Origin of the sequence: Pseudochrobactrum asaccharolyticum, from assembly GCF_003314995.1 — a bacterium.
In the GTDB taxonomy this organism is placed as follows: Bacteria; Pseudomonadota; Alphaproteobacteria; order Rhizobiales; family Rhizobiaceae; genus Pseudochrobactrum; species Pseudochrobactrum asaccharolyticum.
Genome location: NZ_QNRH01000001.1, coordinates 819,903 through 845,688, shown reverse-complemented (window position 1 = coordinate 845,688; position 25,786 = coordinate 819,903). Strand labels below are relative to the sequence as shown.

Here is a 25,786-nt window from a genome sequence, read left to right as displayed (position 1 = left end):
GATTATTCGATAACTTTTGGCACCATGAAGAAGTTCTCTTCACTGATCGGTGCATTAGAAACGATCTCTGCAGCCATATTGCCGTCAGAAACTGTATCTTCACGCAGGCGCATGGCAGTCGGGATAACCGAAGTCATCGGCTCAACACCATCAACATTCACTGCATCCAGCGATTGCACAAAGCCCAGAATGACATTGAGTTCACCGGTCATTTTCTCGGCCTGTTCTTCACTGACCGCAATACGGGCAAGATGCGCAACGCGCTTGACTGTAGTTAAATCGACGGACATGTCGTTCTCCGATAAATGCGAAAATGCGGACTTAGCTGCCGGTCTATCCAGCATGAATACAGTCCGCAAGAAATTTCTCTTGTTCCGGCTATAACCCTGCACTTGCTCAAGTGCAATATTTGACTTGAATTTTCAGCCCCGAGAAACAGTTAAACTGCCGCCAACATCCAGCACTTCAACTTTTGTACCGGATTTTTCCATGCCGTATACAAAATCATCTGCCGTTGCATCAAGCAGACCGAATGTACCGAAATGGCACGGGATTGCAGTTTTGAGCGTCGGGAAATAACGCTGGCAAGCCAGCGCTGCAATTGCGCCGCCCATTGTGAAACGATCACCAACCGGCACCAATGCCACTTCCGGCTGATGCAACTCATTAATCAGCGCCATATCCGAGAAAATATCCGTATCGCCCATATGATAGAGTGTCGGTGCATCTTCATCATCAAAATGGAACATCAGGCCATTCGGATTACCAAGAGAATGGGAAACGCCGTCCTCCGTCACAGTTGCGGAGGAATGCAGCGCATTTACAAAGGTTACTGAAAAGCCGTTGTGAAAGACTGTACCGCCGGTATTGCCCGGATCGACTTTCTCTACACCGCGATGCGCAAGCCAGTCACACAGATCAGCATTGGCGATCACTGTCGCGCCTGTTTCTTTAGCGATGCGGATTGTATCGCCGACATGGTCGCCATGGCCATGGGTCAGTGCAATATGGGTTATGCCTTTGGTCACTTCAGCAAAATCCAAAGCAGAACCGGTCGGGCTCTGGCTGATAAACGGGTCAATCAGAATTGTCGCCTGCGAGGTTTCAACGCGAAAAGCAGAATGGCCGAGCCAGGTTATGTTCATGATATTCCCTTTGCCGATGCATATTGATATAGGCACAGTTATGATGCACTGCACTGCCTTTGCAAGATACTACACGACATTACCGGATCGGAAAAACAAGATATGGCTGTATCAACAATTGAAGAGCTTGCAACAAGCTTGAGCTACGGGCAGCTTGTCGCCGGTCTTGATCTGGGTACCAAAACAATCGGCATTGCGGTTTCTGATCTCGGCATGTCATTCGCGCATCCGCGTCCTGTTTTGAAACGCCGCAAATTTACACTCGATGCACAGGAACTGCTGGAACTGCTGCAAAAAGAAAAAGTTGCAGCAGCCGTTATCGGCCTGCCGGTCAATATGGACGGCACAGAAGGCCCGCGCGTGCAGGCCACAAAAGCCTTTGTGCGCAATATGGAAAAGCTCACCGATATTCCGTTCATTTACTGGGATGAGCGTCTTTCAACCGTTGCGGCAGAGCGCGCTTTGATCGGCATGGATGTTTCCCGCGCCAAACGCGCAGAGCGAATTGATTCCGCTGCCGCTTCATTCATTTTGCAAGGCGCTCTGGATCGACTGCACATACTGCGTCGTGACAGCGAGCAAGATTAAATAAATTTAAGAATATTAGATCTTGCTCCTATAGCGGTTAGAGCTTTTACAAAGATATCTCCTGATGTTTCTTTTAAGGAGAATGTTATGAGCTTTATCAAATCCTTTTTCCGTGGCGGCTACAATTCTCATAGCGGTTATGGTGGTGGCCATGGCCACGGCTCAAAACATGGCCGTAATGAAGCTTTCTATTATGGCATGCCACAACAAATGGAACTGCCGCCTGCAAAAACTCAAAACTGTCCTGACTGCCGCAGACCTCAGGCCACAGACGCACGGTTTTGCAACAATTGCGGCTTGTCCCTCGTTCCGGCTCAATGCAGCTCTTGCAATCAATCGATGATGGCTGGTGCCAAATTTTGCGGCAATTGCGGCCAGCCAGCCGCTGCTTAAAACATTTCCGAATACTTCAATCATATCTGAAGCAGTCAGAATTTTTAAAAATCCTGACTGCTTTGCGATGTAAAAAATAATAATTTAAAATCAAATACTTACAAAAAATCACAATACTTAAAATTAGCTATTGCTCCTATAGCGACTAGAGCTTGTTTATATAGATCTCCTTAAACACAGGAGATTATTATGATTAATTATGTACGTCAGATATTTCAGCGTAGCTATGCTTCACAAAGCCGGAATGACGATAATGGCACAAACGTAATCTGCCCTTCCTGTAGTAATATTCAATATGCGGATGCACGTTTCTGCAATAAGTGCCGCTACATATTATAGTCATTTTTCGCAATTGCTTATCTGTAGCAAATCTCAGAATGACAGGCACTGCGTGGCGCACATTCCTTATACAAGTTTGTGCGCCACATTCTGTTAGTTCAAAATGCTGCCATTGCCTCTGCAATCAGCTTAAAATCATGCTCACTAAGCTCCAGCAAACCGAAGCGGAACGGATAAGCCCAGTTTGACTTTCCCCGTGTAAGCTCCAGCCTGTCCAACAAAGGGCGAATAGGAATGATCATTGTATCATTCCATTGCACATCGCGCCGATAGGGCAGGAAACCCTGCCCCATATCAACCTGATAAACAGCATCATTGCTGATCACGCCTTGTGCTGTAAAAGACTGCAACTTGTCTCTACCGCCCATGGTTATTGCAGGCGAATAATAGATCACGCCGTCTCCCTGCTTTAGCCTGCGCAGAGGTGCAGATTTCCCATGACAAACCTGCATGAAACCCTCTGCCCGCCCGCGTTGCACATGATCAGCGCTGGCAATCGCAAGCCAGTATTTCTGCCTGCGCTCTGTCATCATGTATCCAATGCATAAACACGCAGACGATGGCCGTCCGGATCAGCAATCACAAAAGACCAGCCGAAATCTAATTGCGCAGGCGCCATCAGAATATCGGCCTTCATATCGCGCCATTTCGCATAAAGCGCATTTACCGCATCATGCGTTTCTACCCCATGGAAAATTCGCAGCCACCACCGCTATTCGCCGGTGCTGGTTGAACCGTGTGCTTTGACCAAAGTGCCAATTTCAAACCGGATTGCAGAATAAAAAGCGCAAAGGTCGGAGATTGCTCAACCGGTTGAATGCCAAACAGTTCAGCATAGAATGTGGCACTAGCTTCCGGGTTTGCTACATAAAGCATCAGATTATCGGGATGGTTCATCATATAACTCCTTCAGTTGATGCCAAAGGATATGAACCGCCGCTGTGTCAGTTTCTGTCAGCAGTGTTTAAAATTCGCGTGTAATATTCTGCGCTTTACGCCAGTCTTTCAGCAGACTTTGCCGTGAGCGGGAATAGCGCCCCTCCAAAATTGTCAGAGATTGAATGCGATCGGTGCGAAAATGCCGGAAATCCTGACGCAACTCGCACCAGCCAAGCACAACCTGTACCTGATCGAAGAAACCCAGCCCGAACGGCCAGATAATGCGTTGCGATACTTGCCCCTCTGCATCGGCATAATGCAGCTCAAGTCTGGATTGCTGACGGATTGCCAGACGGATTTGTCCCAGAATATCGGGGTCAACCGGAACGGGGTGCTCTTTACGCGCGGATGGACCCACAAGCAGCGTTGAGGCCTCAAGATCATCGCGCAAAGCTGCTGGCAAGACGGCTGCAATCTTAGCCAATGCATTGCGTGCTGCCTGCGCCAGTTGCGTATCATGCCGCGTCGTCACCCAACGCGATCCCAGTACCAGAGCTTCGATCTCCTCCTGTGAGAACATCAGCGGTGGCAAGGTAAAACCGGCGCGCAACACATAACCGACACCGGCCTCGCCTTCGATCACAGCGCCTTGCGCCTGCAAGCTGGCAATATCGCGGTAGAGAGTCCGCAGGCTAATATCTAACTCTGCTGCCAAATCCTGCCCGCTGACCGGATGCCGGTGACGGCGCAGAATTTGCAAAAGTTCCAGTAATCGTTCAGAGCGAGACACAGACAGCATACCTTTAAATTTTTACGCAAATGACATTTAAGAAAACACCCCAGCATAATAAAAATACGACTATATTGTAAATATTATTTACAAATAAACACAATTACAAAATAAAATCATAAAAATAAATAAATATTATAATTTATATTATATAAACAAATATTTACAAACAAAATAAAAGCAACTATAAAGTAATTGTTAATAATTTAATTTAAGGGAATTATTTTTATGCTATCTGTTCAAGTAACTTCCATTTCAGTAAAAACATCATTATTAGATAATTTAATTCATATATCGGCATATGATGGAACTAGCTGGATTAATTTTGAAGCACTAAATCATACCAGCCAGATCAAGGAAATGCTTATTCTTGCCGGTCAGGGTCTAGCATCAAACGGCGGCCCGGTTATGATCGAATATGACACACTCAACAGCCTAAATCTGTTCATGGGCATCACTGCTACACTCGCATAAATATTAAATATAACTCTGCGCAAATTAAGGGCTTATACTGCAAGTTTCCAACATCCAGTGTAATCAGGTGGATTAGCCCTGTCTTATAGCAGAAGAGGCAGAACTCGTGTTCTGCCTCCACCACCAGATATAGTCCCCCGCCAATGTATTTCTATTCCTGCGGATAAAGCGCATTGATAATACCCAAGGCATCATGTCGGGCATCAATCATGCCATAGGTTGTGCGCCATTGTCCGCCAAGGCGGGTCTCGATAAAGGCATCCGCAATGTGATCCGCGCCAAGCTCTTTCAGGCAAGCAGCGCTGGCTGCCAGCGCCATCTGCTCGGTGAGCATTCGTGCTGCACCTTCATCGGTCATGGTTACCTGCATTGCAGCGCGCAATACGGCAACAGTACCCTGCCCGCGACGACCAAGCTGTGTGCCGATCCATTCCAGCACATCATCAAAGAGACGCGGCGCGCGGTGCAGAACGCGTACGATATCCAGCGCCATTACATTGCCGGAACCTTCCCAGATCGCATTGACCGGAGCTTCACGATACAATCGTGCCAGCGGGCCTTCTTCGACATAGCCATTGCCGCCAAGACATTCCATCGCTTCATAGAGTAGCGACGGTGCAATTTTTGCCACCCAATATTTGACCACAGGAGTCATAACACGGGCAAAGGCAGCTTCCATACGATCATTGGCCGCCAAATCGAAAGCACGGGCAAGACGCAGAGACAGAGCCGTGGCAGCCGCCACATCCAGTGACATATCTGCCAGCACACGCTGCATAAGCGGCTGATTGATCAGCGGTACGCCGCCAACACTTCTGTGACGGGCATGATGCACCGCCTCACTCATACCGGCACGCATCAAACCTGCCGATGCTACGGCGCAATCAAGACGAGTCAGCGTCACCATATCAATAATGGTTTTCACGCCCTGTCCCGGCTCACCCACCATCTGGCCAAGTGCGTTTTCAAACTGCACTTCCGAAGAGGCATTGGAACGGTTGCCCAGCTTGTCTTTCAAACGCTGAAGACGGAAGCCATTGCCACTGCCATCAGACAGCAGGCGCGGCACCAGAAAACATGACAGGCCGGATTTATTATCGCCGGCGGCCTGACCATTGGCCTGAGCCAGCACCATAAAGGCATCGGACATCGGCGCGGACATAAACCATTTATGGCCATTGAGGCGATAAACACCATTTCCGGCATGGTCTGCACGGGTAGTATTGGCACGAACATCGGTGCCGCCCTGCTTCTCCGTCATGCCCATACCAATCGTCAAACCGGCTTTTTTAACCGGCGGCTTATTGGATGCGTCATATTTGCGGGTGAGAATGCGCGGCGACCATTCATCATAAAGCGCCGGTGAAGTCATCAGCACAGCAAGAGAAGCGCTTGTCATGGTCAGCGGGCAGAGATGTCCGCATTCCAGTTGCGCTGTCAGATAAAAGCGTGTGGCGCGCGCCTGATGGCGGCGACCTGACTCTGGCGATTGTTGCGGGCTGTTTTCCCAGATCGAGGAATGCAGACCATGCGCAACTGAGCGGCGCATCAGAGCATGATAGGCCGGATGGTATTCCACCTGATCAATGCGATTGCCAAGACGATCATAGGTTTGCAGGCGCGGCACTTCTGAATTGGCAAGACGTGCCATTTCCTGCGCATCCGCAGACAAAACAAAACGGCCGGTCTGTTCCAGCTCTTTTTGCAGCGTTTCAGGAAAACGTGTTGCACATTGTAACAGCAGCGGATCGCTCAAATAGGCATTATATTGCGGTACAGCCTGCCCGTTGAGATTTTTTGTCACGGAATATGGAGACGAATCCGGCGCGTAATTGGTACGCTGCGGCACCTGATTGGTTACTTCAGAAACGTCTACAGGAGTGTTAACCGACATATTCCATCCATTTAGCCGGAGATTTCAGCCGCCGGTTTTTATATTTAAAATCTATTCGCGAATCTCTAATATCCGCCTTGTGGCATTGTTTGCGGCAAAATTATAAATATCCCCTCAATATTCCGCATTTCTCCACACAGTTTATTCGACAAAGCCGCAAAAGCATATATAAGGCCGCAAACAAGTTTTTCTGAAAACAAACTTAGGGAATAGCTGTGATGACAGAACAATCTCCCTCGCCCCTTTTTCCCCACCGCCATTTGCTCGGGATTAAAGACCTATCTCCTCATGATATAAATATCCTGCTTGATCTGGCTGACAGCGAAGTCGCCGTATCCCGTCAGCCGGAAAAAAAGAAATCCATTTTAAGCGGCCGCACACAGATCAATCTGTTTTTTGAAAATTCCACCCGCACACAATCATCTTTTGAACTGGCAGGCAAACGCCTCGGCGCCGATGTGATGAATATGTCTGTCGGTAATTCTTCCGTCAAAAAAGGTGAAACGCTGATTGATACAGCGATGACCCTGAATGCGATGCAGCCGGATATTCTGGTGATCCGCCATGCTTCTGCCGGTGCTGCCGCGCTGCTCGCGCAAAAAGTGGGCTGCTCCGTGGTCAATGCCGGTGACGGCGCGCATGAGCATCCGACACAGGCACTGCTCGATGCCCTGACCATCCGCCGCGCCAAAGGCAAAGTCGGCCGCCTGATCGTGGCAATCTGCGGCGATGTTCTGCATTCGCGTGTGGCGCGCTCCAATATTCTGCTGCTTAATGCGCTGGGCGCGCGGGTGCGGGTGATTGCACCGTCCACCCTGCTGCCATCCGGTATTGAAAATATGGGCGTTGAAGTCTTCAACTCCATGAAAGAAGGCCTGAAAGACGCTGATGTGGTGATGATGCTACGCTTGCAGCGCGAGCGCATGAGCGGCTCTTTTGTGCCGTCGGTACGCGAATATTTCCACTTCTACGGGCTGGATAAAGAAAAGCTCAAATATGCCAAGCCGGACGCCTTGGTGATGCATCCGGGCCCGATGAACCGCGGTGTGGAAATTGCCTCGGATATTGCTGACGGCCCGCAAAGCGTGATTCAGCAACAGGTGGAAATGGGCGTTGCTGTTCGCATGGCCGTCATGGAAGCCCTGCTTGATCCCCGACGAAATCCTGAAAATTTTAACGGTGTTGGAGCCTGATGATGAGCACTACAGTTTACACCAATGCCCGCATCGTTGATCCTTCGCGTAACCTCGATGAAGACGGCACGCTGATTGTTGCAAACGGTATTATCGTTGCCAGCGGTGCAGATGCCAATCATCAGGGCACACCGGAAGACGCGGAAGTCATTGACCTTAACGGCAATGTCCTGATCCCGGGTCTGGTCGACAGCCGCGTTTTTATCGGGGAACCGGGTACGGAACACCGTGAAACGATCGCTTCGGCCAGTCAGGCCGCTGCAGCCGGTGGTGTAACCTCCATGATCATGATGCCGGATACCGATCCGGTGATTGATAATGTGGCACTGGTCGAATTCGTCAAACGAACTGCCCGCGACACAGCAATCGTCAATGTCCATCCGGCTGCTGCGATTACCCGTGGCTTGCTCGGCGAGGAAATGACCGAAATGGGCTTGCTGCGGGAAGCCGGTGCGGTTGCCTTTACCGAAGGCCGCAAATCACTGGCCAATACGCTGCTGCTGCGCCGTGCGCTGACCTATGCGAAAGATTTTGGCGCGGTTATCGCCCATGAAACCATGGATCCGTATTTAGGCGGCGGCGCTATGAATAGCGGGCTTTATGCCAGCTGGCTCGGCCTGTCCGGCAGCCCGCGTGAAGCAGAAGTGATCCCGCTGGAGCGCGACCTGCGTCTGGCAGCCATGACCGGCGGTCATTATCACGCCGCGCAGATTTCCTGCGATATGTCGGTGCAGACTTTACGCCGCGCAAAAGAAACCAACACAAAAGTCAGTGCTGCTGTTTCGATCAATCATTTGTCGCTCAATGAGAATGATATCGGCGAATACCGCACATTCTTCCGTCTTTCACCGCCGCTGCGTAATGAAGATGACCGTCAGGCGATGATTGAAGCTGTGCGTAACGGCACAGTCGATGTGGTTGTCTCCGCGCATAATCCGCAGGATGTCGACACCAAACGTCTGCCTTTCGCCGATGCGGAAGCCGGTGCAATCGGTCTGGAAACCCTGCTGGGTGCAGCTCTGCGGCTCTATCACAATGAATCTCTGAGCCTGATGCGTCTGATTGAGGTGCTTTCCACCGCTCCGGCCAAGCTCTACGGCCTTGATGCCGGTACGCTGAAAGTTGGTGCAAAAGCCGATTTTGCTGTGGTTGATCTTTATGAACCATGGGTTGTGAAGGCCGATGAATTGCACTCACTCTCGAAAAACAGCTCTTTTGAAGATGCTAAATTTCAGGGGCGCACTATCCGCACAGTCGTCAACGGCAAAACGGTCTATGCATTATAATATTGTTTTGATGCGGATTTTATGCCTAATTTCTACAGTCTCTGTGAGGGGACGCAATATTTCGAGGGGATATTATGCTTGAACCACTGATTATCACCGGCGGCGTTGCAGGTATTTTTGCCGCGCTGATTTTTGGCTATCTACTTGGTTCAATTCCCTTCGGTCTGCTGCTGACCCGCATGGCCGGTCTGGGCGATGTACGCTCTATCGGTTCCGGCAATATCGGCGCAACCAATGTGCTGCGCACCGGCAATAAGAAAATTGCTGCTGCCACCCTGCTCTGCGATATGCTGAAAGGCACAATTGCAGTGCTGGTTGCTGCCTATTTCGGCCGCGATTATGCCCTTGCTGCCGGTCTCGGCGCTTTTCTCGGCCATCTGTTTCCGGTCTGGCTTGGCTTTAAAGGCGGCAAAGGTGTTGCCACCTATCTCGGTATTTTGCTCGGACTGGTCTGGCCCGGTGCACTGGTTTTTGCCGCTGTCTGGATCGTTATTGCGCTGCTTACCCGCTATTCATCGCTCTCGGCGCTGATTGCCAGTATCGTAGTGCCAGTCTCCATTCTCTATCTCGGCCTGACAAAAACCGCACTGCTGTTTGCTATCCTCACTGTGATTGTATTCATCAAACATCGTGAGAATATCAAGCGCTTGCTCAGCGGTACCGAAACCAAGATAGGATCAAAATAAAATGATCAGAGAGACGGGTTCGCAGGCAAAAGGAATTCGTCTCTCAGACCAGCAGAGGCTCAACTGGCTGCGGCTTATCCGCAGTGACAATGTCGGGCCTGCCAGTTTCCGCGATCTGATCGCCTATTGCGGCAGTGCCGCTGCCGCACTTGAGCGCCTGCCCCAATTGGTGCGTTCCACGGCCAAACGCCCGCTCCGTATCCATACAATTGAACAGGCCGAACAAGAGCTGGAAGCGATTGACCGTGCCGGTGCCCGACTGATTGGTATGGGCGAACCGGACTATCCTCAATATTTGCGGCAAATGCTCAATCCGCCGCCACTCGTGACTGTGCTTGGCAATACAGAGCTTTTCAGCAAGCCGCCGGTCGCCATTGTCGGCGCGCGCAATGCCTCCGCCACTGCCTGTGCCTTCACAAGCCAATTGGTGCGTGATCTGGGCGCAAACGGCTTTGCTATTACCTCCGGCTTTGCGCGCGGTATTGATGCCGCTGCCCACAAAGCCAGCTTAGAGACCGGCACGATTGCCGTGCTGGCCGGTGGTCTGAACCGCCCTTACCCGCCGGAGAATTTACCGCTGCTTGAGCAAATCATCGATCATGGCGGGATCATCATTTCAGAAATGCCATTCGACTGGGTACCACGGGCACAAGACTTTCCGCGCCGCAATCGTATCATTGCCGGTTTATCTCTCGGCCTTGCGGTTATTGAAGCGGCGCAGCGATCCGGCTCTCTTATTAGTGCAAGGCTGGCGGCGGAAATGGGCAGGCTGGTCTTTGCCGTCCCCGGCTCACCGCTTGATCCGCGCGCTAATGGCACCAATACGCTGCTGAAAAACGGTGCGATCATGCTCACGCAAGCGCAGGATATCTGCGACGCACTGGCACCGATGCTGCGTAAGGACGGTACGGCACCGCAACAAGCCGGTTTTGTTTTCACAGAAGATTCTGCACAAATTCTCGCGCAAGCTGCGCCCCTTTTTCTTGAACCATCGAATAACCAGCCAAACGGCAGCGCTGATATTGAACGCATCCGCAATGCGCTCAGCAGCACGCCTGCCTCTGTGGATGCGATTATCCGCCATACGGAGCTTCCGGCCTCCGCCGTACATCTGGCTTTGCTGGAGCTTGACCTTGCCGGTCAGTTACAACGCGGCAGTGACGGGCTGATCGCCTTACTGCCAGCATAAAATAAAGACTGTTCAGTTTTTGGCTGACTGCCCGAATTGCGAGCGCAGAACATCCGAGACTTCCACCCATGCCATTTCGATAAAATAAGCAAGCATTGGATAGCGGTTATTCTGAGCGATCTGACGGAGTTGTAATAATGTGTCATGAACATAAATCAGCTCTTGATAAGCCTGTTCTTTAGTTTCCTTCATAGCTTTACTCTCGGCTAAACGAATAGATAAATAAGTCGATTTAAAATTAATTTTCAGGCAAATTGAATAAAAACTCTGCACTGCGAACATTCAGAAATTCAACCTAAGATTACGTAATATCCATTGTCAACCTGTCGTTGTTTTGCGTAAAAAACTGTGTTTGCTCTTGACCAATCTGTTTTCGCTGTTCATTTGAATGAGAACAATCCTGCCAGCATGATGATTTTCAGCACTTGATTTTCAACACTGGCGCAATCCGGGCATATCCGGCTGTGTACGTTAATCTGGACCCGCAATATGAATGTCGTTGTCGTTGAATCGCCCGCCAAGGCCAAAACAATCAATAAATATTTAGGCTCAGACTATAAGGTTCTGGCGTCTTTTGGTCATGTCCGCGATTTGCCGGCAAAAGACGGCTCTGTTCGTCCTGATGAAGACTTTGCCATGAGCTGGGAAGTCGATGCAGCCTCCTCCAAGCGCCTTTCCGAGATCGCCAAGGCGCTCAAGGAAAGTGACAGTCTGATTCTGGCAACTGACCCTGATCGCGAAGGGGAAGCTATTTCATGGCATGTGCTGGATGTGCTGCGTCAGAAAAAAGTGCTCGGCTCCAAGCCGGTTAAACGCGTGGTTTTCAACGCCATTACCAAAAATGCGGTTCTGGAAGCGATGGCCAATCCGCGTGAAATCGACGTGCCGCTGGTCGATGCCTATCTGGCGCGCCGTGCTCTCGATTATCTGGTTGGCTTTACGCTGTCGCCGGTTCTGTGGCGCAAATTACCGGGTTCGCGCTCGGCAGGTCGTGTGCAGTCTGTGGCACTGCGTCTTGTTTGTGACCGTGAAACCGAGATTGAACGCTTCATCCGTGAAGAATACTGGAATATTGCTGCCCTGCTCCAGACACCTCGCAGCGATAATTTCACTGCCCGCCTGACTGTTGTTGACGGCAAGAAACTCGGCAAGCTCGACATTAAAAATGAAGAGCAGGCAACCGGCATCCGTACCATGCTGGAAGGCGCAAGCTTCAACGTCATGAGCGTTGACGCCAAGCCAACCAAGCGCAATCCGGGCCCGCCATTCACCACTTCCACCTTGCAGCAGGCCGCAAGCGGCCAGCTCGGTTTCTCCGCATCACGCACAATGCAGGTTGCGCAGCGCCTTTATGAAGGTATCGAACTTGGCGGTGAAACCACCGGTCTGATCACCTATATGCGTACTGACGGTGTGCAGATGGCGCCGGAAGCGATTTCCGCTGCCCGTAAAGCGATCGGCAACACATTCGGCGACAATTACGTACCGGAAAAGCCGCGTTATTACTCGACAAGAGCGAAAAACGCTCAGGAAGCGCACGAAGCGGTGCGTCCGACCGATTTCAGCCGTCATCCGAAAGAAGTACGCAAATATCTCGATGAAGATCAGGCACGTCTCTATGAACTGATCTGGAAGCGCGCTATTGCCAGCCAGATGCAGCCTGCGGATATTGAACGCACCACAGTTGATATTGAAGCCAAAAACGGTTCCCGTTCAGCCACATTGCGTGCCAATGGTTCGGTTGTGCGTTTCAACGGCTTCCTCGCGGCCTATACGGATCACCGCGAAGAAGAAGATGAAGACGAGGACGGCGCACGTCTGCCACAGATTAATGCCGGTGAGACACTGAAGCGCGAGAAAATCGACGCAACCCAACATTCGACAGAACCGCCTCCACGTTATTCCGAAGCTTCGCTTATCAAGCGCATGGAAGAGCTTGGCATCGGTCGTCCGTCGACCTATGCGGCAACGCTCAAGACCCTGAGCGACCGTGAATATGTCACGATGGATAAGCGCAAACTGATCCCGCAGGCCAAAGGCCGTCTGGTTACAGCGTTTCTTGAAAGCTTCTTCGAGCGCTATGTGGAATATGATTTCACCGCAAGTCTGGAAGAAAAGCTCGATCTGATTTCCGATGGCAAGCTAGCATGGAAAGACGTGCTGCGCGACTTCTGGCAGGATTTCTCCGGCAATGTCGACAGCACCAAAGAACTCCGTGTTACCAATGTGCTGGACGCGCTTAATGAGCAGCTTTCCGCCCTTGCCTTCCCTGATCGCGGCGATGGCATGGATCCGCGTATCTGCCCGACATGTGGCGAAGGCAATCTGTCGCTGAAACTCGGTAAATATGGTGCTTTTGTCGGCTGCTCCAACTATCCGGAGTGCAAATTCACCCGCCAGCTTGGCACAGAGGGTGAAGGCGATGCAGCCGGTGCTTCTGATGAGCCGAAGGTGCTTGGTCAGGATCCGGTAACCGGCGAAGATATTACTGCGCGTACCGGCCGTTTTGGCCCGTATATCCAGCGCGGCGAAGGTAAAGAAGCCAAGCGCTCCAGTCTGCCGAAAGGCTGGTCATTGGGTGAACTTGATCTGGAAAAAGCCTTGCAACTGATCAATCTGCCGCGTGATGTAGGCCCACATCCGGAAAGCGGCAAGATGATCACCGCAAGCCTCGGTCGCTATGGTCCTTACATTGCCCATGACGGCGCATTCGCCAATGTGGACAGCATTGAGGATGTATTTGAGATCGGTATCAACCGCGCTGTGACTGTCCTGGCAGAAAAAGCCGCTAAAGGTGGCCGTACCCGCGCCACACCTGCAGCCTTGGCAACACTCGGCGACCATCCGGACGGCGGTTCAATTACCGTTCGCGACGGTCGTTATGGCCCTTATGTCAATTGGGGCAAGGTCAATGCCACGCTGCCAAAAGGCAAAGATCCGGCAACGGTTACAATGGAAGAAGCGCTGGAGCTGATTACAGCCAAAGCCGGTTCTGCCAAGAAGACCACTAAGAAAGCCGCACCGAAAAAAGCTGCTGCTCCGAAGAAAACCGCCGCAGCTAAAAAGACAGCCAAAGCGGATGACGCAGATGCTGAAGCAAAACCGGTGAAAAAGGCAGCTGCCAAAAAACCGGCAGCGAAGAAAACGACAACCAAAGCCAAAAAAGCGGATGCTGCGGAATAAACAGTCATCAGCTTTAACAATAAAGGGCACCATAATGGTGCCCTTTTTATTTACAGCGCTCTATTTTTAATACTCATCTTTTCGGTAGAGAGGTGTGCAAGCAAATGTTTCCATTTTGTGCCGAAATGCTTTAAAGAGTTTTCAGGACTTTATAAAAAGTAAATATTAAGGATGACCGGATTGGCTCGCAGAATAGACCCTTCTTCTGACCGTAACAGCGGCTCAGGCGCACATAAAAAACAGAAGGGCGCAAAAAACAACAAGACCTTTTCCGGTAAATCCAAAGTGAAACCGCTGTCAGAAACCTATCTTCCGACGAAGCAAGACATTCTCACTTTCATCACCGAGAACCCTGATCGCGCTGCCAAACGCGATATTGCCAAGGCATTCAATCTCAAAGGTGATGCGCGCATCTATCTCAAAGATATTTTGCGCGAACTGGCCGATGACGGACAGGTCGAAAAGCGCGCCAAACGTCTGTCGCGCCCGAACAGCCTGCCGCCGATTGCAGCACTGACCATTACCAGTCGCGACAGTGACGGCGGTCTGGTTGGCCGCCCGATTGAATGGAGCGGTGACACAGCTGCGCCATTGGTACTGCTGCGCCGCACCAATAAAGACAAAGGCCCGACCGTTGGTGTCGGTGATCAGATTCTGGCGAAGATTTTTGCTAATTCCGATAAAGGCGGCCTGCCTTACACCGGACGTGTGATCAAAAAGCTTGAAAAGCGCGATAATGCAATTCTTGGGGTAATCCGCCAGTTGCAGAGCGGCGAATACCGCCTTGAACCGGTCAACCGCAAACAGACAGAAGTCAGCATTACAGCTGAATTCCTCAATGGTGCGGAAGCTGGTGATCTGGTTGAAGTTATCCCGCATCAGAAAAGCCGTTTCGGCCTGCCGCAAGGCAAAGTCGAACAGGTAATCGGCTCCATCGGCAGTGAAAAAGCCCTGTCGATGATTGCGATTCATGAATATGAAATCCCGCATATCTTCACTGAAAAGGCCATGGAGCAGGCAGAAAACGCCAAACCTGCCACGATGAGCCATCGTGAAGACTGGCGCTCCCTGCCTCTGGTCACGATCGATCCGGCTGATGCGAAAGACTATGATGATGCAGTCTTTGCGGAAGCAGATACCGATCCGGCCAATCCCGGCGGCTTCGTCATTGTCGTCGCCATTGCCGATGTCAGCTATTATGTGCAGCACGGTTCTGCGCTGGATCATGAAGCACAAAAGCGCGGCAACTCGGTCTATTTCCCTGACCGCGTGGTGCCGATGCTGCCGGAGCGTATTTCCAACGATCTTTGCTCGCTGCGCGAAGGTGTGGATCGTCCGGCAATGGCTGTACGTATTATCATCGGCGCGGACGGGCGCAAACGCTCGCACAGCTTCCACCGTATCATGATGCGCTCGGTTGCCCGCCTTGCCTACCAACAGGCACAGGCTGCGATTGACGGCGCTCTGGATGAGAAGACCGAGCGCGTTATTGATATCAGCCTGAAGCCGCTGTGGAGCGCCTATGCCGCACTGAAAAAGGCACGCGACAAACGTGAGCCGCTTGAGCTTGATCTGCCGGAGAAAAAACTGATCCTTGACGATCAGGGACAAGTGCTCAAAGTTATCGTGCCGGACCGACTCGATGCCCATAAACTCATTGAAGAATTTATGATTCAGGCCAACGTCGCTGCTGCCGAAGTGCTGGAAGCCAAAAACCAGCCGCTGATCTATCGTATCCATGACGTTCCATCTCTGGCGAAGCAGGAATCCCTGCGTGACTTCCTCAAAACACTTGAGATCAGTCTTGCACGCGGTGCGGAACTGCGCCCGGGGCAGTTCAACGGTATTCTGTCCCGTGTTAAAGGCACAGATCACGAGGAACTGGTCAATCAGGTGGTGCTGCGCTCGCAAAGTCAGGCAGAATACAACACCGAGAATATCGGCCATTTCGGGCTGAATTTGCGCCACTACGCGCATTTCACCTCTCCGATCCGCCGTTATGCTGATCTGATCGTGCATCGCGCGCTGATCCGCGCGCTTAATCTGGGACCTGATGGTCTGAGCAATGATGAAGTTGGCGAACTGCCAGCGATTGCCCTGAACATTTCCCAGACAGAACGCCGTGCAATGCTGGCGGAACGTGAAACCACAGATCGCTTGATTGCCCATCATCTGGCCGAACAGGTTGGTAATGAGTTTCAGGCACGCGTTCAGGGGGTGACGAAAGCCGGTCTGTTCGTGACCCTTGCGACATATGGCGCCGACGGCTTTATTCCCATTTCCACTTTGGGTCGGGAATATTATCACTATGATGAGGCCGGTCACTCGGTCGCCGGTGAGCGCTCTGGCAAAGGCTATCGTCTCGGCGACAGTGTGGAAGTCCGTCTGGTTGAAGCCCAGCCGGTTGCCGGTGCCTTACGTTTTGAAATGCTGACTGAACCGCGCTTGCTGCCTGCATCCTTGCAATCGCACCACAAAGCTACCAAATTTAGCCGTAAGACGGGAAAATCCCGTACCGGCGGTCCCGCTAAAGGCAAACCATCCCATATTTCGCGCAAAAGCAAAAGATAACCCAGAACAGACGTCGGGGAGACTATGATGAGCAGCGATCAGACCATATCACAGACAGACACCCAGATTTTCGGTGGTGAAAATACAAAATCCGCACGTGTGCCGCGCCCGTTGGGTCAGGCGATGCAGCGTGGTTTTCTTTGCCGCTGTCCGAATTGCGGTGATGGCAAACTGTTTCGCACATTCCTGCGTCCGGTTGCCAATTGTTCTGTCTGTGATGAGGATTATACCCCGCAGCGTGCGGATGATCTGCCGGCCTATCTGACTGTGCTGATTGTCGGTCACGTTGTGATTGCACTGTTCATGATGGTTGAAACCATGGGCGGCCTGTCGCTCTGGGGACATCTGGCGATCTGGGGGCCAGTAACTATTCTGATGTCTCTGGCTCTGCTGCAACCGATCAAAGGTGCCACTATCGGCCTGCAATGGGCGCTTTACATGCATGGCTTTGATAAAGAGAGCCAGCAGGAATATATCTGACGCAAATGTCTGATCGCATTCCGGAAGACGAATTAATCGCAATGTATAATGCAGAAGATGCGGCTGCTACACGACGTAGAACAGCCGCATCTGCCAGTGCGATCCGCCCTAAAGACGCGGCTTCCCTCATCCTTATTGACCGCAACGGCAAAGTACCGCGCATTCTCATGGGACGTCGTGCCCGAGCAATGCAGTTCATGCCGGATGTTTTTGTGTTTCCTGGCGGCGGTACAGACCCGCAGGACGGCAAAATCACTGCCGCCAACAATCTGAGACCGCAGGATGAAGAAAAGCTGCTGGCAGGCCTTGGCACCCGTGCCAGTACGCAGCGTGCCCGTGCTTTGGCTATGACAGCGATCCGCGAAACCTATGAGGAAACCGGCCTGCTGCTCGGCACCCCTCATGAGATGGCTCAGACGCACCCGTGGGAGGGTTTTGCCCGCAATCAGCATCTGCCTGATTTATCGCAGCTCCGCTATGTGGCGCGGGCGATAACGCCGCCCGGTCATACCCGCCGCTACGATGCGCGATTCTTTGCCAGTTTTCTTGATGAGCTTAGTCCGGCTGTTAAAAACTCCGGCCTTATTCCCGCTGACATCAGCCTTACAGAATCACCTGCTTATAGTGAGCCGGAACTATCCGATTTGAAATTTGTGAGCTTTGAAGAAGCTTTAAATCTCAATATTGCAGCGATTACGCGCATTATTTTACGGGATATTGAAAAACTCCTGCTCGAAGACATGAATTTGTCGTCTATATATCCGGTTCCGCTTTATCGTAAACGGCATGGCCGTCATGTCCGTGAGGTGATTTAAATTACATGCAGCAAGACCATCTTCCATCTGAAACCGTATCAGAGGTGATTCAGCCCACACAGTGGCGCTCCCTCGGCGCGGCCATTGCCACCATCAGTGCCGTTGGTGCTGCAATCGGTCTTGGTATTCCCCTGCTGAGTGTGCTTCTGGAAAGCCGTGGCTATTCGGCCAGTATCATTGGTGCCAACACCGCTGTTGCCGGTCTTGCTTCGCTGTTTGGTGCAGCACTTTCCGCGCGGATCGGCTCATATTTAGGCGTTGCACGCTCTATGATGCTGATGCTGCTGATCAGCGGCCTGTCTTTCCTCGGATTTTATCTGTTTCCGAATATTATTGCATGGTTTGCTTTGCGCGTTTCGCTGCATTTCGCCCTCACCGTACTGTTTGTGCTGTCTGAATACTGGGTCAACACATCCGCCCCGCCTGCCAAACGCGGGCTGGTCTTAGGGATTTATGCGACCTGTCTGTCGCTTGGCTTTGCAGTGGGTCCGTGGATGTTCTCGATCATCGGCAGCGGCGGCTTCACACCTTTTGGTATCGGCATTGTTATCATTACACTGGCAGCTATTCCGGTAATGATCGCCAGCAAAGACAGTCCTGAATTCGAAGAAGGTGAACACGTACCGTTCCTGCCGTATATTTTTGCCGTTCCTGCGGCAACTATGGCGGTTTTTGTCTATGGTGCGGTGGAAACCGGCGGCTTTGCGCTGTTCCCTGTTTTTGGTACCCGTGTCGGCCTCAATGAAGGCGATGCAGCGCTGCTGCTGACCATGGTTGGTCTCGGCAACGTGCTGATGCAAATTCCGCTCGGCCTCATCTCAGACCGTATTCGTGACCGCCGTATTCTGCTGCTGATTTGTGCGCTGATCGGTTTCGCCGGTATGATGCTGCTGCCTTATGTCATTACCAACTGGTATCTGATGGCATTCCTGCTGCTGATCTGGGGCGGTGTGGTCGCCGGTCTCTACACCGTCGGCCTCGCCCATCTCGGATCACAATTGCAGGGTCGTGAACTTGCTTCGGCCAACGCAGCCTTTATTTTTTGCTATGGTATCGGTATGTTGGCTGGTCCTCAGGCGGCCGGAGTCGGCATGGATCTGATGGGCGCAACCGGTTTTCCAATCACTTTGTCACTGTTTTTTGCAGCATTTATCATAATTTTGCTCATCAGACTGACAGTTCGTAAACAGCGGGCTTGACTTTTTGGCGTGTATCCGTAGTGTCGCGCCAAATTCCCGCACCCGGATGAAATCGCCGGACAAGCAGGCGGTTTTATTTTTTAAAAGAGCAGGATAACGTTATGGCTAAGGCTACAACAATTAAAATCAAGCTGTTGTCGACCGCAGACACAGGCTTCTTCTACGTAACCAAGAAGAACAGCCGTACAATGACTGAGAAAATGACAAAGCGTAAGTACGACCCAGTTGCTAAGGCACACGTCGAATTCAAAGAAACCAAAATCAAATAATTCTGGTTTCGGTTATTAAAAAACCCGGGCTGTTTAGCCCGGGTTTTTTATTGCCTGAATGCAGACTTCTCTGATGCGCTTTGAATAAGAGCCGTGATCAGAGTGAAATTCTTTAAGGCACCCAATCCGTCTGTTGTAAAACAATGCGATAACCGTCCGGATCTTCGAAAGTCAGCCCCTTCTTATCCCAGTAAGGATTGAAGGAAATCACGGGTAAAAAACCGGCCGCTTTCATACGGTTCACAGCATTTTCCCATTCGGCATGATCCGATAAATAAAATACCAGCAGATTCTCTTCAGTTGGGGCTTTACCGGCCTGATGCTTATCGGTGCGGGTGAATGCAAAATGATAGGGCGCATTTTCCTGCCCCATAATGATTGCATCAAAACCGTCATGATCCTGAAAACGATCAAAAACAGTCAGCCCTAAGCCATCCCTGTAGAAAGCAAGCAAAGCATCCAGATTATCTGTCGGTCTTACAACGCGGAACTTAGGAGTAGTCATCATTCACCTCAATAAGGCGATATGCTGTAATTACAGGTCGCCGAGATAGGATTTGATCGTTTCAATAAAGCGCGGCACGGAGATCGGCTTGGAAATATAGGCCTCGCAACCACCCTGACGAATACGCTCTTCATCGCCCTTCATAGCGAAGGCAGTGACTGCGATTACCGGAATGGCTTTCAGCTCATCATCCTCTTTCAGCCACTTGGTCACTTCAAGACCGGAAACTTCAGGCAGCTGAATATCCATCAGGATCAGATCAGGATGATGAATACGCGCCAGATCCATTGCTTCCAAACCATTGCGCGTGCGAATTGTTTCATAACCGCTGGCTTCAATCAGATCGCGGAAAAGCTTCATATTCAGCTCATTATCTTCAACGATCATTACTTTTTTGGTCATGAAAAATTACCTTATTATTCAGAGTGCCATCTGAATATGTCGCACCTTGCACCAGCAGCATTCCGCAGTTTTTGAGCCACGTCAATCTATAGAGCATTTCCGCTGCAATCTTGTAGCAAAAGAAATGCGCTGTCTGATTGTTTGGCGCATATCTTATCCGAAAAGCACTTCATACTTTTCGGCATACGCATTACTGCAAATCACCGGATCAAGCCTGTCAATACCGGATATCAAAAGCATAACATTGATCCGTGGTCAAATTGCCCCTAAACAGCTTTCATACAGATAAAGATACAATTACAGTTGCCAAAACGTAAAAATAAGCCGGAAAGCCAAAATGTCGAAAACCATCTTGAATCAAAGTGATGCTGAAAATCTGGCCATTGAAGCTCTGCTCTTTCTGGCACAGCAGCCGGATCTGATGAATCGCTTTCTGTCCCTAACCGGCATTGAAATCTCATCGATCCGTGAAGCCGCCGGTGAACCGGCCTTCCTGACCGGTGTTTTGCAATTCTTTCTCGCTCATGAGCCGACATTGATGCATTTTTGCGAGGCAACCGGCCACAAGCCGGAAAGCATGAATCAGGCACTGCGCTTTTTGCCGAATGGTGACAACGCCTACGATCAATCCATGTAATACCAAAACCCTATGAGTATGACTCATAGGGTTTTGGTTAAGCCCGAGTGGCGATTGAACTTTTCAAGGCATGATGCGTCAGCATCTTGAGCCGCCTTGGTATAAGTCGCTTATAAAACCTGCTTGTGATTTGCGCAGAAAAATCACTGGTACAAGTGCCCATCAACCTGTATTGTGCGAATGTTCCGTTTATGTTCGGTTCACGATACAGGTTTTACAATGGTCAACGGTGTTTCCGGTTATTTTGCTGAGGCTGATCCGCAGGCAGGTTTCTGCCGCGATTGCCTGACCGTGCAGAAAAAACGCCGCTCTGACCCTCGCCCTCGGTGCAGCTCTTGCGGCAGCCCGCGCCTCGTGCGCCATGAAGAACTCTATGATCTCAGTTTCGCGCATATTGATTGCGATGCATTTTATGCTTCCATTGAAAAGCGCGACAATCCTGATTTGCGTGACAAGCCGGTGATTGTCGGCGGTGGCAAGCGCGGTGTGGTTTCCACCTGCTGCTATATTGCCCGTATTCATGGTGTGCGCTCGGCCATGCCGACTTTCAAAGCCATTGAACTCTGCCCTCAGGCAATCTTTGTCCCACCGAATATGGAAAAATATCGCAAGGTCGGCCATCAGATTCGCCAGATGATGTTTGATCTCACGCCTCTGGTAGAGCCGCTCTCCATTGATGAGGCGTTTCTGGATTTGCACGGTACGGCCAAATTGCATCGCGCTCCGCCTGCTCTCGTGCTGGCAGAATTTGCGCGTCGAATTGAGCAGGAAATCGGCATCACGGTTTCTGTCGGCCTGTCCTATTGTAAATTTCTCGCAAAACTGGCCTCGGATATGGAAAAGCCGCGCGGTTTCTCGGTGATCGGGGAAAGAGAAGCGCAGGATTTTCTGAAAACCAAGCCGGTCGACATGATCTGGGGTGTTGGCAAAGCACTCAATGCCAAGCTCAATGCAGACGGTATTCAGACCATCGGACAATTACAGCAGATGGAAGAATCCGCGCTGATGAAGTCCTATGGCGTTATGGGACAGCGGATGTATCGCCTCTCCCGCGGCATGGACACGCGCACTGTGCAGCCGGAAAGCGAGATGAAAAGCATCTCCAATGAAACCACCTTTGATATTGATATCGCCAAAGCTGAGGAACTTGTGCCGGTGCTGCGAGCCCTCTCGGAGAAAGTGGCAGGACGATTGAAGCATGGCGACATAGCAGGTCATACAGTGGTGCTGAAGCTCAAAACCAAGGATTTCCAGAGCCGTACCCGCAATCATCGCCTGAGCGATCCTACGCAGCTTGCAGACAGGATTTTCCGCACCGGTCTTTATATGCTGCAAAAAGAAATCGACGGCACAAAATATCGCTTGCTTGGCATTGGTGTCACCGATCTCACTGATCCGGTTAAAGCTGATCCGCCTGATCTGGTCGATATCAAAGCAGGCAAACGCGCTGCGGCAGAAACAGCGATTGATAAACTGCGTTCTAAATTCGGCTCCAAGACCGTGGAAACCGGCTATACATTCGGTAAAGGCAACCTCGCCCGCCCGCAAACACCTTCAGACAAGTAACAGCATGCAGCTATTGATACGGAAGATAAAGTAATGATCATAAGAACTGCCCGATTGAGTGACGCTGAAGCCATGAGCCGTATTTTGACGGATATTATTGCAGTCACACAGCGGCAACGCCCGCATGATCAGGATTTTGTGCGCGATACTTATATTAATAATCCGCATGGCATTCTGTGCAGTGTCGCGGAAGATGAAAGTGGCGAGGTTTTGGGCTTTCAGTCGCTGATACGTGCGGTTGAAGACAATAAATATGGTGTCACAGCCGGTTGGGGTATTATCGGCACCCATGTCAGCCCGAATGCAGCCCGTCGCGGTGTCGGCAAGGCTCTGTTCGCCGCGACCAGACTCGCAGCTGAAAATGCAGACCTGCAAAATATTGATGCAACTATCGGCGCGGATAATGCCAACGGTCTGGCTTATTATGACGCAATCGGTTTCCAGAGCTATCGCACCGGCGACAATACAATCTGCAAGCGTTTCAGCATTTTCTCATCGTAGTTAAATTCGGCTGTATTCTCTAATCAGTCAATTTTGTTTTTCTCAAAATTACAGAGGTGCATTCAATGTTTCGAAATAAAATATTGCCTGTACTTGGGGCAGCTGTTGCTCTGGTTCTGGTACTTGGTTTCTTTCCAAGAAACTGGCTTCTCACTCTTGGCCTGTCTGAACTAAGTGTTGGCATCATAGTTGTTGGTACTGCATTCGTTTCGGCTGTGATTGTTGAACGCCTTCTGCGCCCAGCCAAAGTTTAACTGACTTAAACGCCGGGAACTTGCAGCTAGAGTACAATTTTGTGCGGTGCGATTTCCCTCAGCTTTGTTAGCGAATAAAATGCTAATAAAAGTCATGTCATCATTTCTTCACGGAAGTGACATTTGCCTGCAACAGAGAACGGCGAAACCTCCCCTCAATGTCTGAATCAAAAAGTGGCAGGCCATAGCGAAAATGGTGATTTCGAGCACCGGAAAGCAGCGTACTTATAAGTACGCGAGCACCGGAAACGCAGAAATTACCATTTACAGCAAGGCATGTCGGCTTTTGGAGCAGAGATTTAGATTTTATCGCAACATTCGGGGATCTCTATGTCGCGCCGCTCAATGAGACTTTCTCTCATCACCGCTCTTACTGCCACACTGGCAAGCTCTGTTGCCTTTTCCGCTTCGGCTGAGCCGGTTTTCAACCGTATTGCCAGCTTTGCGGTAACAGACAACCTGCCGAAAGATGCAGATGCCAAAGCAGCCACCTCTTCGGAAATAATTACGGTTTCGGAAGATGGCAACACGCTGATTTATTCTGACAGCCCGTATGGCGGCATCGGTTTTGTTGACATTACCGACCCTAAAAACCCGAAAGCCGGTGGTGTCCTCAAAGTTGAAGGCGAACCGACTTCAGTGACTGTCGCCGGCAAACGCATCCTCGCCGGTGTCAACACATCAGAAAGCTACGTCAAACCATCCGGTCGTCTGGATGTCATTGATATTGCTTCGCGCAAGTTAGAAATGAGCTGTGATCTTGGCGGCCAGCCGGATTCCGTTGCTGTTTCTCCTGACAAGAAATTCCTCGCCGTTGCCATTGAAAATGAACGCGATGAGGAACTGAACGACGGTGAACTGCCGCAGCTTCCGGCCGGTAATCTGGTTATTCTCAACCTTAAAGACGGTAAGCCTGACTGCAAAACCATGAAACTCGTGGATATGACCGGTATTGCGGAAATCGCACCGGAAGATCCGGAACCGGAATTTGTTTCCTTCAACAGTAAGAATGAAATTGCTGTTACCCTGCAGGAAAACAACCATATCGCAATCATTGATGCGGCTTCCGGCAAAATCACATCGCACTTCTCTGCCGGCACTGTTGATCTCGACAAGATCGACACCAAGAAAGACGGCCAGATCAAGTTCAACGGCGAAATGAAGAATGTTGCCCGCGAACCGGATACCATTAAATGGGTTGGTGATGACCGTCTTCTGACCGCCAATGAAGGCGATTATAAAGGCGGCTCCCGCGGTTTCACAATTTTCGACACAAGCGGCAAAGTGCTCTATGATTCAGGCAATACGCTGGAGCATAAGATTGCAGCCCACGGCCATTATCCGGAAAAGCGCAATAAAAAAGGCGTTGAGCTGGAAGGCGCGGAAGTTGGTCGCTTCGGTGATACAGATTACCTGTTTATCGCCAGCGAACGCGGCTCGATGGTCAGTGTTTATAAAGATACCGGTAAAGACCCTGAATTCGTGCAACTGCTGCCATCCGGCATCGGCCCTGAAGGTGTTCTGGCAATTCCGTCGCGCAACCTGCTGGTCACTGCTAATGAAACCGATCTGGGTGAAGACGGCGGTGCCCGCTCTCATGTGATGATCTATGAGTTGCAGGATAAACCTGCCGCCTATCCGCAGCTGGTTTCGGAACTGACCGAAGACGGCACACCAATCGGCTGGGGCGCCCTGTCCGGTCTGGTTGCTGATGAAAGCAAAGACGGTATTCTCTATGCCATCTCTGACTCCGCCTATTATGCTTCACCAACCATCTACACGATTGATGCCAACCAGAAGCCTGCGAAAATCACTTCAGCTCTGCTGGTAAAACGCGGTAAAGATGCCGCGCAAAAGCTTGATCTGGAAGGCATTACCACGGATGGAAAAGGCGGTTTCTGGCTGGCCAATGAAGGCGATCAGAAGAAGCTCGTTCCGCATGCAATTCTCAATGTAAATGAAAAAGGCGAAATCAAAAAAGAAATCGCTTTGCCTGAGGACCTGCTCAAGCATCAGACACGTTTTGGCCTTGAAGGTATTACCCGTACCGGTGAAGGCGATAATGAAACGCTCTGGATGGTGGTACAGCGCGAATGGGCTGATGACGACAAGGGCAATGTCAAAATCCTCAGCTATAATTTGAAAAGCGAAGAATGGGCTGCCGTTGCCTATCCGTTGGATAAAAAGGAAAAAGGCTGGGTTGGCCTTTCTGAAGTGACTGCCCATGACGGCCAGCTCTATATCGTTGAGCGCGATAATCTGATTGGCAAGGAATCTGTCAATAAGCGCCTTTACAAAGTGGCTCTCGCAGACCTGAAACCGGCTAAAATCGGAGAGAAACTGCCGGTCGTCAGCAAGACATTGGTTTATGATTTCATTCCTGATCTCAAGAAACTCAATGGCTTTGTACCGGACAAAGTTGAAGGCTTCGCCATCGACAAAAACGGCATTGGCTATGTCGTGACCGATAATGACGGTGTTGACGGTTCCAGCGGTGAAACCCAGTTCTTCACTGTCGGTAATGTCAGTGAACTGAAGATCCAGTAAG

The 25,786-nt window shown here is 50.9% G+C and carries 26 protein-coding genes and 1 pseudogene; 18 read left to right on the top strand and 9 right to left on the bottom strand.

Annotation, left to right across the window (positions count from 1 at the left end; all coding sequences use genetic code 11):
- Positions 1-2: 2 nt before the first annotated feature.
- Together gatC and DFR47_RS03895 are read right to left on the bottom strand one after the other, a co-directional pair.
- Entirely contained in the window at positions 3-290 is a 288-nt protein-coding gene (gatC, locus tag DFR47_RS03900; protein ID WP_113943247.1) for an Asp-tRNA(Asn)/Glu-tRNA(Gln) amidotransferase subunit GatC, read from the bottom strand.
- Between the two features lie 132 nt (positions 291-422).
- Entirely contained in the window at positions 423-1,145 is a 723-nt protein-coding gene (locus DFR47_RS03895) for a metal-dependent hydrolase (RefSeq protein WP_113943028.1), read from the bottom strand.
- 102 nt (positions 1,146-1,247) lie between these two features.
- Here DFR47_RS03895 and ruvX point away from each other — a divergent pair, with 102 nt between their 5' ends.
- Both ruvX and DFR47_RS21705 read left to right on the top strand, forming a co-directional pair.
- A complete protein-coding gene (ruvX, locus tag DFR47_RS03890; protein ID WP_113943027.1) occupies positions 1,248-1,733 on the top strand; it encodes a Holliday junction resolvase RuvX in 486 nt (161 codons plus the stop codon).
- Between the two features lie 87 nt (positions 1,734-1,820).
- Positions 1,821-2,126 (top strand): zinc ribbon domain-containing protein, encoded by a 306-nt coding sequence (locus DFR47_RS21705; RefSeq protein ID WP_170137431.1) that lies wholly within the window; start codon positions 1,821-1,823, stop codon positions 2,124-2,126.
- Between the two features lie 437 nt (positions 2,127-2,563).
- On the opposite strand, the gene DFR47_RS03880 is transcribed toward DFR47_RS21705, so the two are convergent.
- From DFR47_RS03880 to DFR47_RS03870, 3 genes and pseudogenes are all read right to left on the bottom strand, one after another.
- Complete coding sequence (locus DFR47_RS03880) at positions 2,564-2,998, bottom strand: EVE domain-containing protein (protein WP_245416429.1); 435 nt, start codon at positions 2,996-2,998, stop codon at positions 2,564-2,566.
- A pseudogene (locus DFR47_RS03875) lies at positions 2,995-3,362 on the bottom strand (VOC family protein). The gene DFR47_RS03880 and the pseudogene DFR47_RS03875 overlap by 4 nt, the downstream one beginning before the upstream one ends.
- A gap of 67 nt (positions 3,363-3,429) precedes the next feature.
- On the bottom strand, positions 3,430-4,134 hold the full coding sequence (locus tag DFR47_RS03870) for a helix-turn-helix transcriptional regulator (protein WP_113943244.1): 705 nt from the start codon (positions 4,132-4,134) through the stop codon (positions 3,430-3,432).
- Between the two features lie 228 nt (positions 4,135-4,362).
- Between DFR47_RS03870 and DFR47_RS03865 the strand changes: the two genes are divergently transcribed.
- Positions 4,363-4,608, top strand: a complete 246-nt coding sequence (locus tag DFR47_RS03865) for a hypothetical protein (protein WP_113943026.1) — start codon at positions 4,363-4,365, stop codon at positions 4,606-4,608.
- 151 nt (positions 4,609-4,759) lie between these two features.
- On the opposite strand, the gene DFR47_RS03860 is transcribed toward DFR47_RS03865, so the two are convergent.
- Positions 4,760-6,502, bottom strand: coding sequence for an acyl-CoA dehydrogenase family protein (locus DFR47_RS03860; RefSeq protein WP_113943025.1), 1,743 nt, complete (start codon positions 6,500-6,502; stop codon positions 4,760-4,762).
- A gap of 218 nt (positions 6,503-6,720) precedes the next feature.
- Between DFR47_RS03860 and DFR47_RS03855 the strand changes: the two genes are divergently transcribed.
- The 4 genes from DFR47_RS03855 (at position 6,721) to dprA (ending at position 10,856) form a co-directional block, all read left to right on the top strand.
- Positions 6,721-7,695 carry an aspartate carbamoyltransferase catalytic subunit gene (locus DFR47_RS03855; protein ID WP_113943024.1) on the top strand — a complete coding sequence of 325 codons (975 nt, stop codon included), beginning with the start codon at positions 6,721-6,723 and terminating at the stop codon, positions 7,693-7,695.
- Positions 7,695-8,981, top strand: a complete 1,287-nt coding sequence (locus DFR47_RS03850; protein ID WP_374788386.1) for a dihydroorotase — start codon at positions 7,695-7,697, stop codon at positions 8,979-8,981. The genes DFR47_RS03855 and DFR47_RS03850 overlap by 1 nt, the downstream gene beginning before the upstream one ends.
- Before the next feature lie 74 nt (positions 8,982-9,055).
- Positions 9,056-9,667, top strand: a complete 612-nt coding sequence (gene plsY, locus DFR47_RS03845; RefSeq protein ID WP_113943023.1) for a glycerol-3-phosphate 1-O-acyltransferase PlsY — start codon at positions 9,056-9,058, stop codon at positions 9,665-9,667.
- A gap of 4 nt (positions 9,668-9,671) precedes the next feature.
- Positions 9,672-10,856 carry a DNA-processing protein DprA gene (gene dprA, locus DFR47_RS03840; RefSeq protein ID WP_374788388.1) on the top strand — a complete coding sequence of 395 codons (1,185 nt, stop codon included), beginning with the start codon at positions 9,672-9,674 and terminating at the stop codon, positions 10,854-10,856.
- Positions 10,857-10,868: 12 nt separating this feature from the next.
- Here dprA and DFR47_RS03835 read toward each other — a convergent pair whose 3' ends face one another.
- Positions 10,869-11,048 (bottom strand): hypothetical protein, encoded by a 180-nt coding sequence (locus DFR47_RS03835; protein ID WP_147245482.1) that lies wholly within the window; start codon positions 11,046-11,048, stop codon positions 10,869-10,871.
- 297 nt (positions 11,049-11,345) lie between these two features.
- Here DFR47_RS03835 and topA point away from each other — a divergent pair, with 297 nt between their 5' ends.
- The 6 genes from topA (at position 11,346) to rpmG (ending at position 19,373) form a co-directional block, all read left to right on the top strand.
- Positions 11,346-14,039: a type I DNA topoisomerase gene (gene topA, locus DFR47_RS03830; RefSeq protein WP_113943020.1), complete on the top strand. Its 2,694-nt coding sequence runs from the start codon at positions 11,346-11,348 to the stop codon at positions 14,037-14,039.
- A 171-nt stretch (positions 14,040-14,210) separates the two neighbouring features.
- Positions 14,211-16,610, top strand: a complete 2,400-nt coding sequence (gene rnr, locus DFR47_RS03825; protein WP_113943019.1) for a ribonuclease R — start codon at positions 14,211-14,213, stop codon at positions 16,608-16,610.
- A gap of 27 nt (positions 16,611-16,637) precedes the next feature.
- On the top strand, positions 16,638-17,090 hold the full coding sequence (locus DFR47_RS03820) for a DUF983 domain-containing protein (RefSeq protein WP_113943242.1): 453 nt from the start codon (positions 16,638-16,640) through the stop codon (positions 17,088-17,090).
- 41 nt (positions 17,091-17,131) lie between these two features.
- Complete coding sequence (locus DFR47_RS03815) at positions 17,132-17,905, top strand: NUDIX hydrolase (RefSeq protein ID WP_113943241.1); 774 nt, start codon at positions 17,132-17,134, stop codon at positions 17,903-17,905.
- Between the two features lie 5 nt (positions 17,906-17,910).
- Positions 17,911-19,104, top strand: a complete 1,194-nt coding sequence (locus DFR47_RS03810; protein WP_113943018.1) for an MFS transporter — start codon at positions 17,911-17,913, stop codon at positions 19,102-19,104.
- A gap of 101 nt (positions 19,105-19,205) precedes the next feature.
- On the top strand, positions 19,206-19,373 hold the full coding sequence (gene rpmG, locus DFR47_RS03805) for a 50S ribosomal protein L33 (RefSeq protein ID WP_022712316.1): 168 nt from the start codon (positions 19,206-19,208) through the stop codon (positions 19,371-19,373).
- Positions 19,374-19,485: 112 nt separating this feature from the next.
- On the opposite strand, the gene DFR47_RS03800 is transcribed toward rpmG, so the two are convergent.
- Both DFR47_RS03800 and DFR47_RS03795 read right to left on the bottom strand, forming a co-directional pair.
- A complete protein-coding gene (locus DFR47_RS03800; RefSeq protein ID WP_245416427.1) occupies positions 19,486-19,881 on the bottom strand; it encodes a VOC family protein in 396 nt (131 codons plus the stop codon).
- A 27-nt stretch (positions 19,882-19,908) separates the two neighbouring features.
- A complete protein-coding gene (locus tag DFR47_RS03795; protein WP_113943017.1) occupies positions 19,909-20,280 on the bottom strand; it encodes a response regulator in 372 nt (123 codons plus the stop codon).
- Between the two features lie 337 nt (positions 20,281-20,617).
- Here DFR47_RS03795 and DFR47_RS03790 point away from each other — a divergent pair, with 337 nt between their 5' ends.
- From DFR47_RS03790 to DFR47_RS03765, 5 genes are all read left to right on the top strand, one after another.
- The gene (locus DFR47_RS03790) at positions 20,618-20,917 is read left to right on the top strand and encodes a DUF3572 domain-containing protein (protein ID WP_113943016.1); all 300 of its coding nucleotides are present in this window, start codon (positions 20,618-20,620) and stop codon (positions 20,915-20,917) included.
- A gap of 219 nt (positions 20,918-21,136) precedes the next feature.
- A complete protein-coding gene (locus DFR47_RS03785; protein ID WP_113943015.1) occupies positions 21,137-22,483 on the top strand; it encodes a DNA polymerase IV in 1,347 nt (448 codons plus the stop codon).
- A gap of 33 nt (positions 22,484-22,516) precedes the next feature.
- The gene (locus DFR47_RS03780; protein WP_113943014.1) at positions 22,517-22,984 is read left to right on the top strand and encodes a GNAT family N-acetyltransferase; all 468 of its coding nucleotides are present in this window, start codon (positions 22,517-22,519) and stop codon (positions 22,982-22,984) included.
- Between the two features lie 65 nt (positions 22,985-23,049).
- Positions 23,050-23,238, top strand: a complete 189-nt coding sequence (locus DFR47_RS03775; RefSeq protein WP_113943013.1) for a hypothetical protein — start codon at positions 23,050-23,052, stop codon at positions 23,236-23,238.
- A gap of 330 nt (positions 23,239-23,568) precedes the next feature.
- Positions 23,569-25,785: an esterase-like activity of phytase family protein gene (locus tag DFR47_RS03765; protein ID WP_113943012.1), complete on the top strand. Its 2,217-nt coding sequence runs from the start codon at positions 23,569-23,571 to the stop codon at positions 25,783-25,785.
- Position 25,786 lies beyond the last annotated feature (1 nt).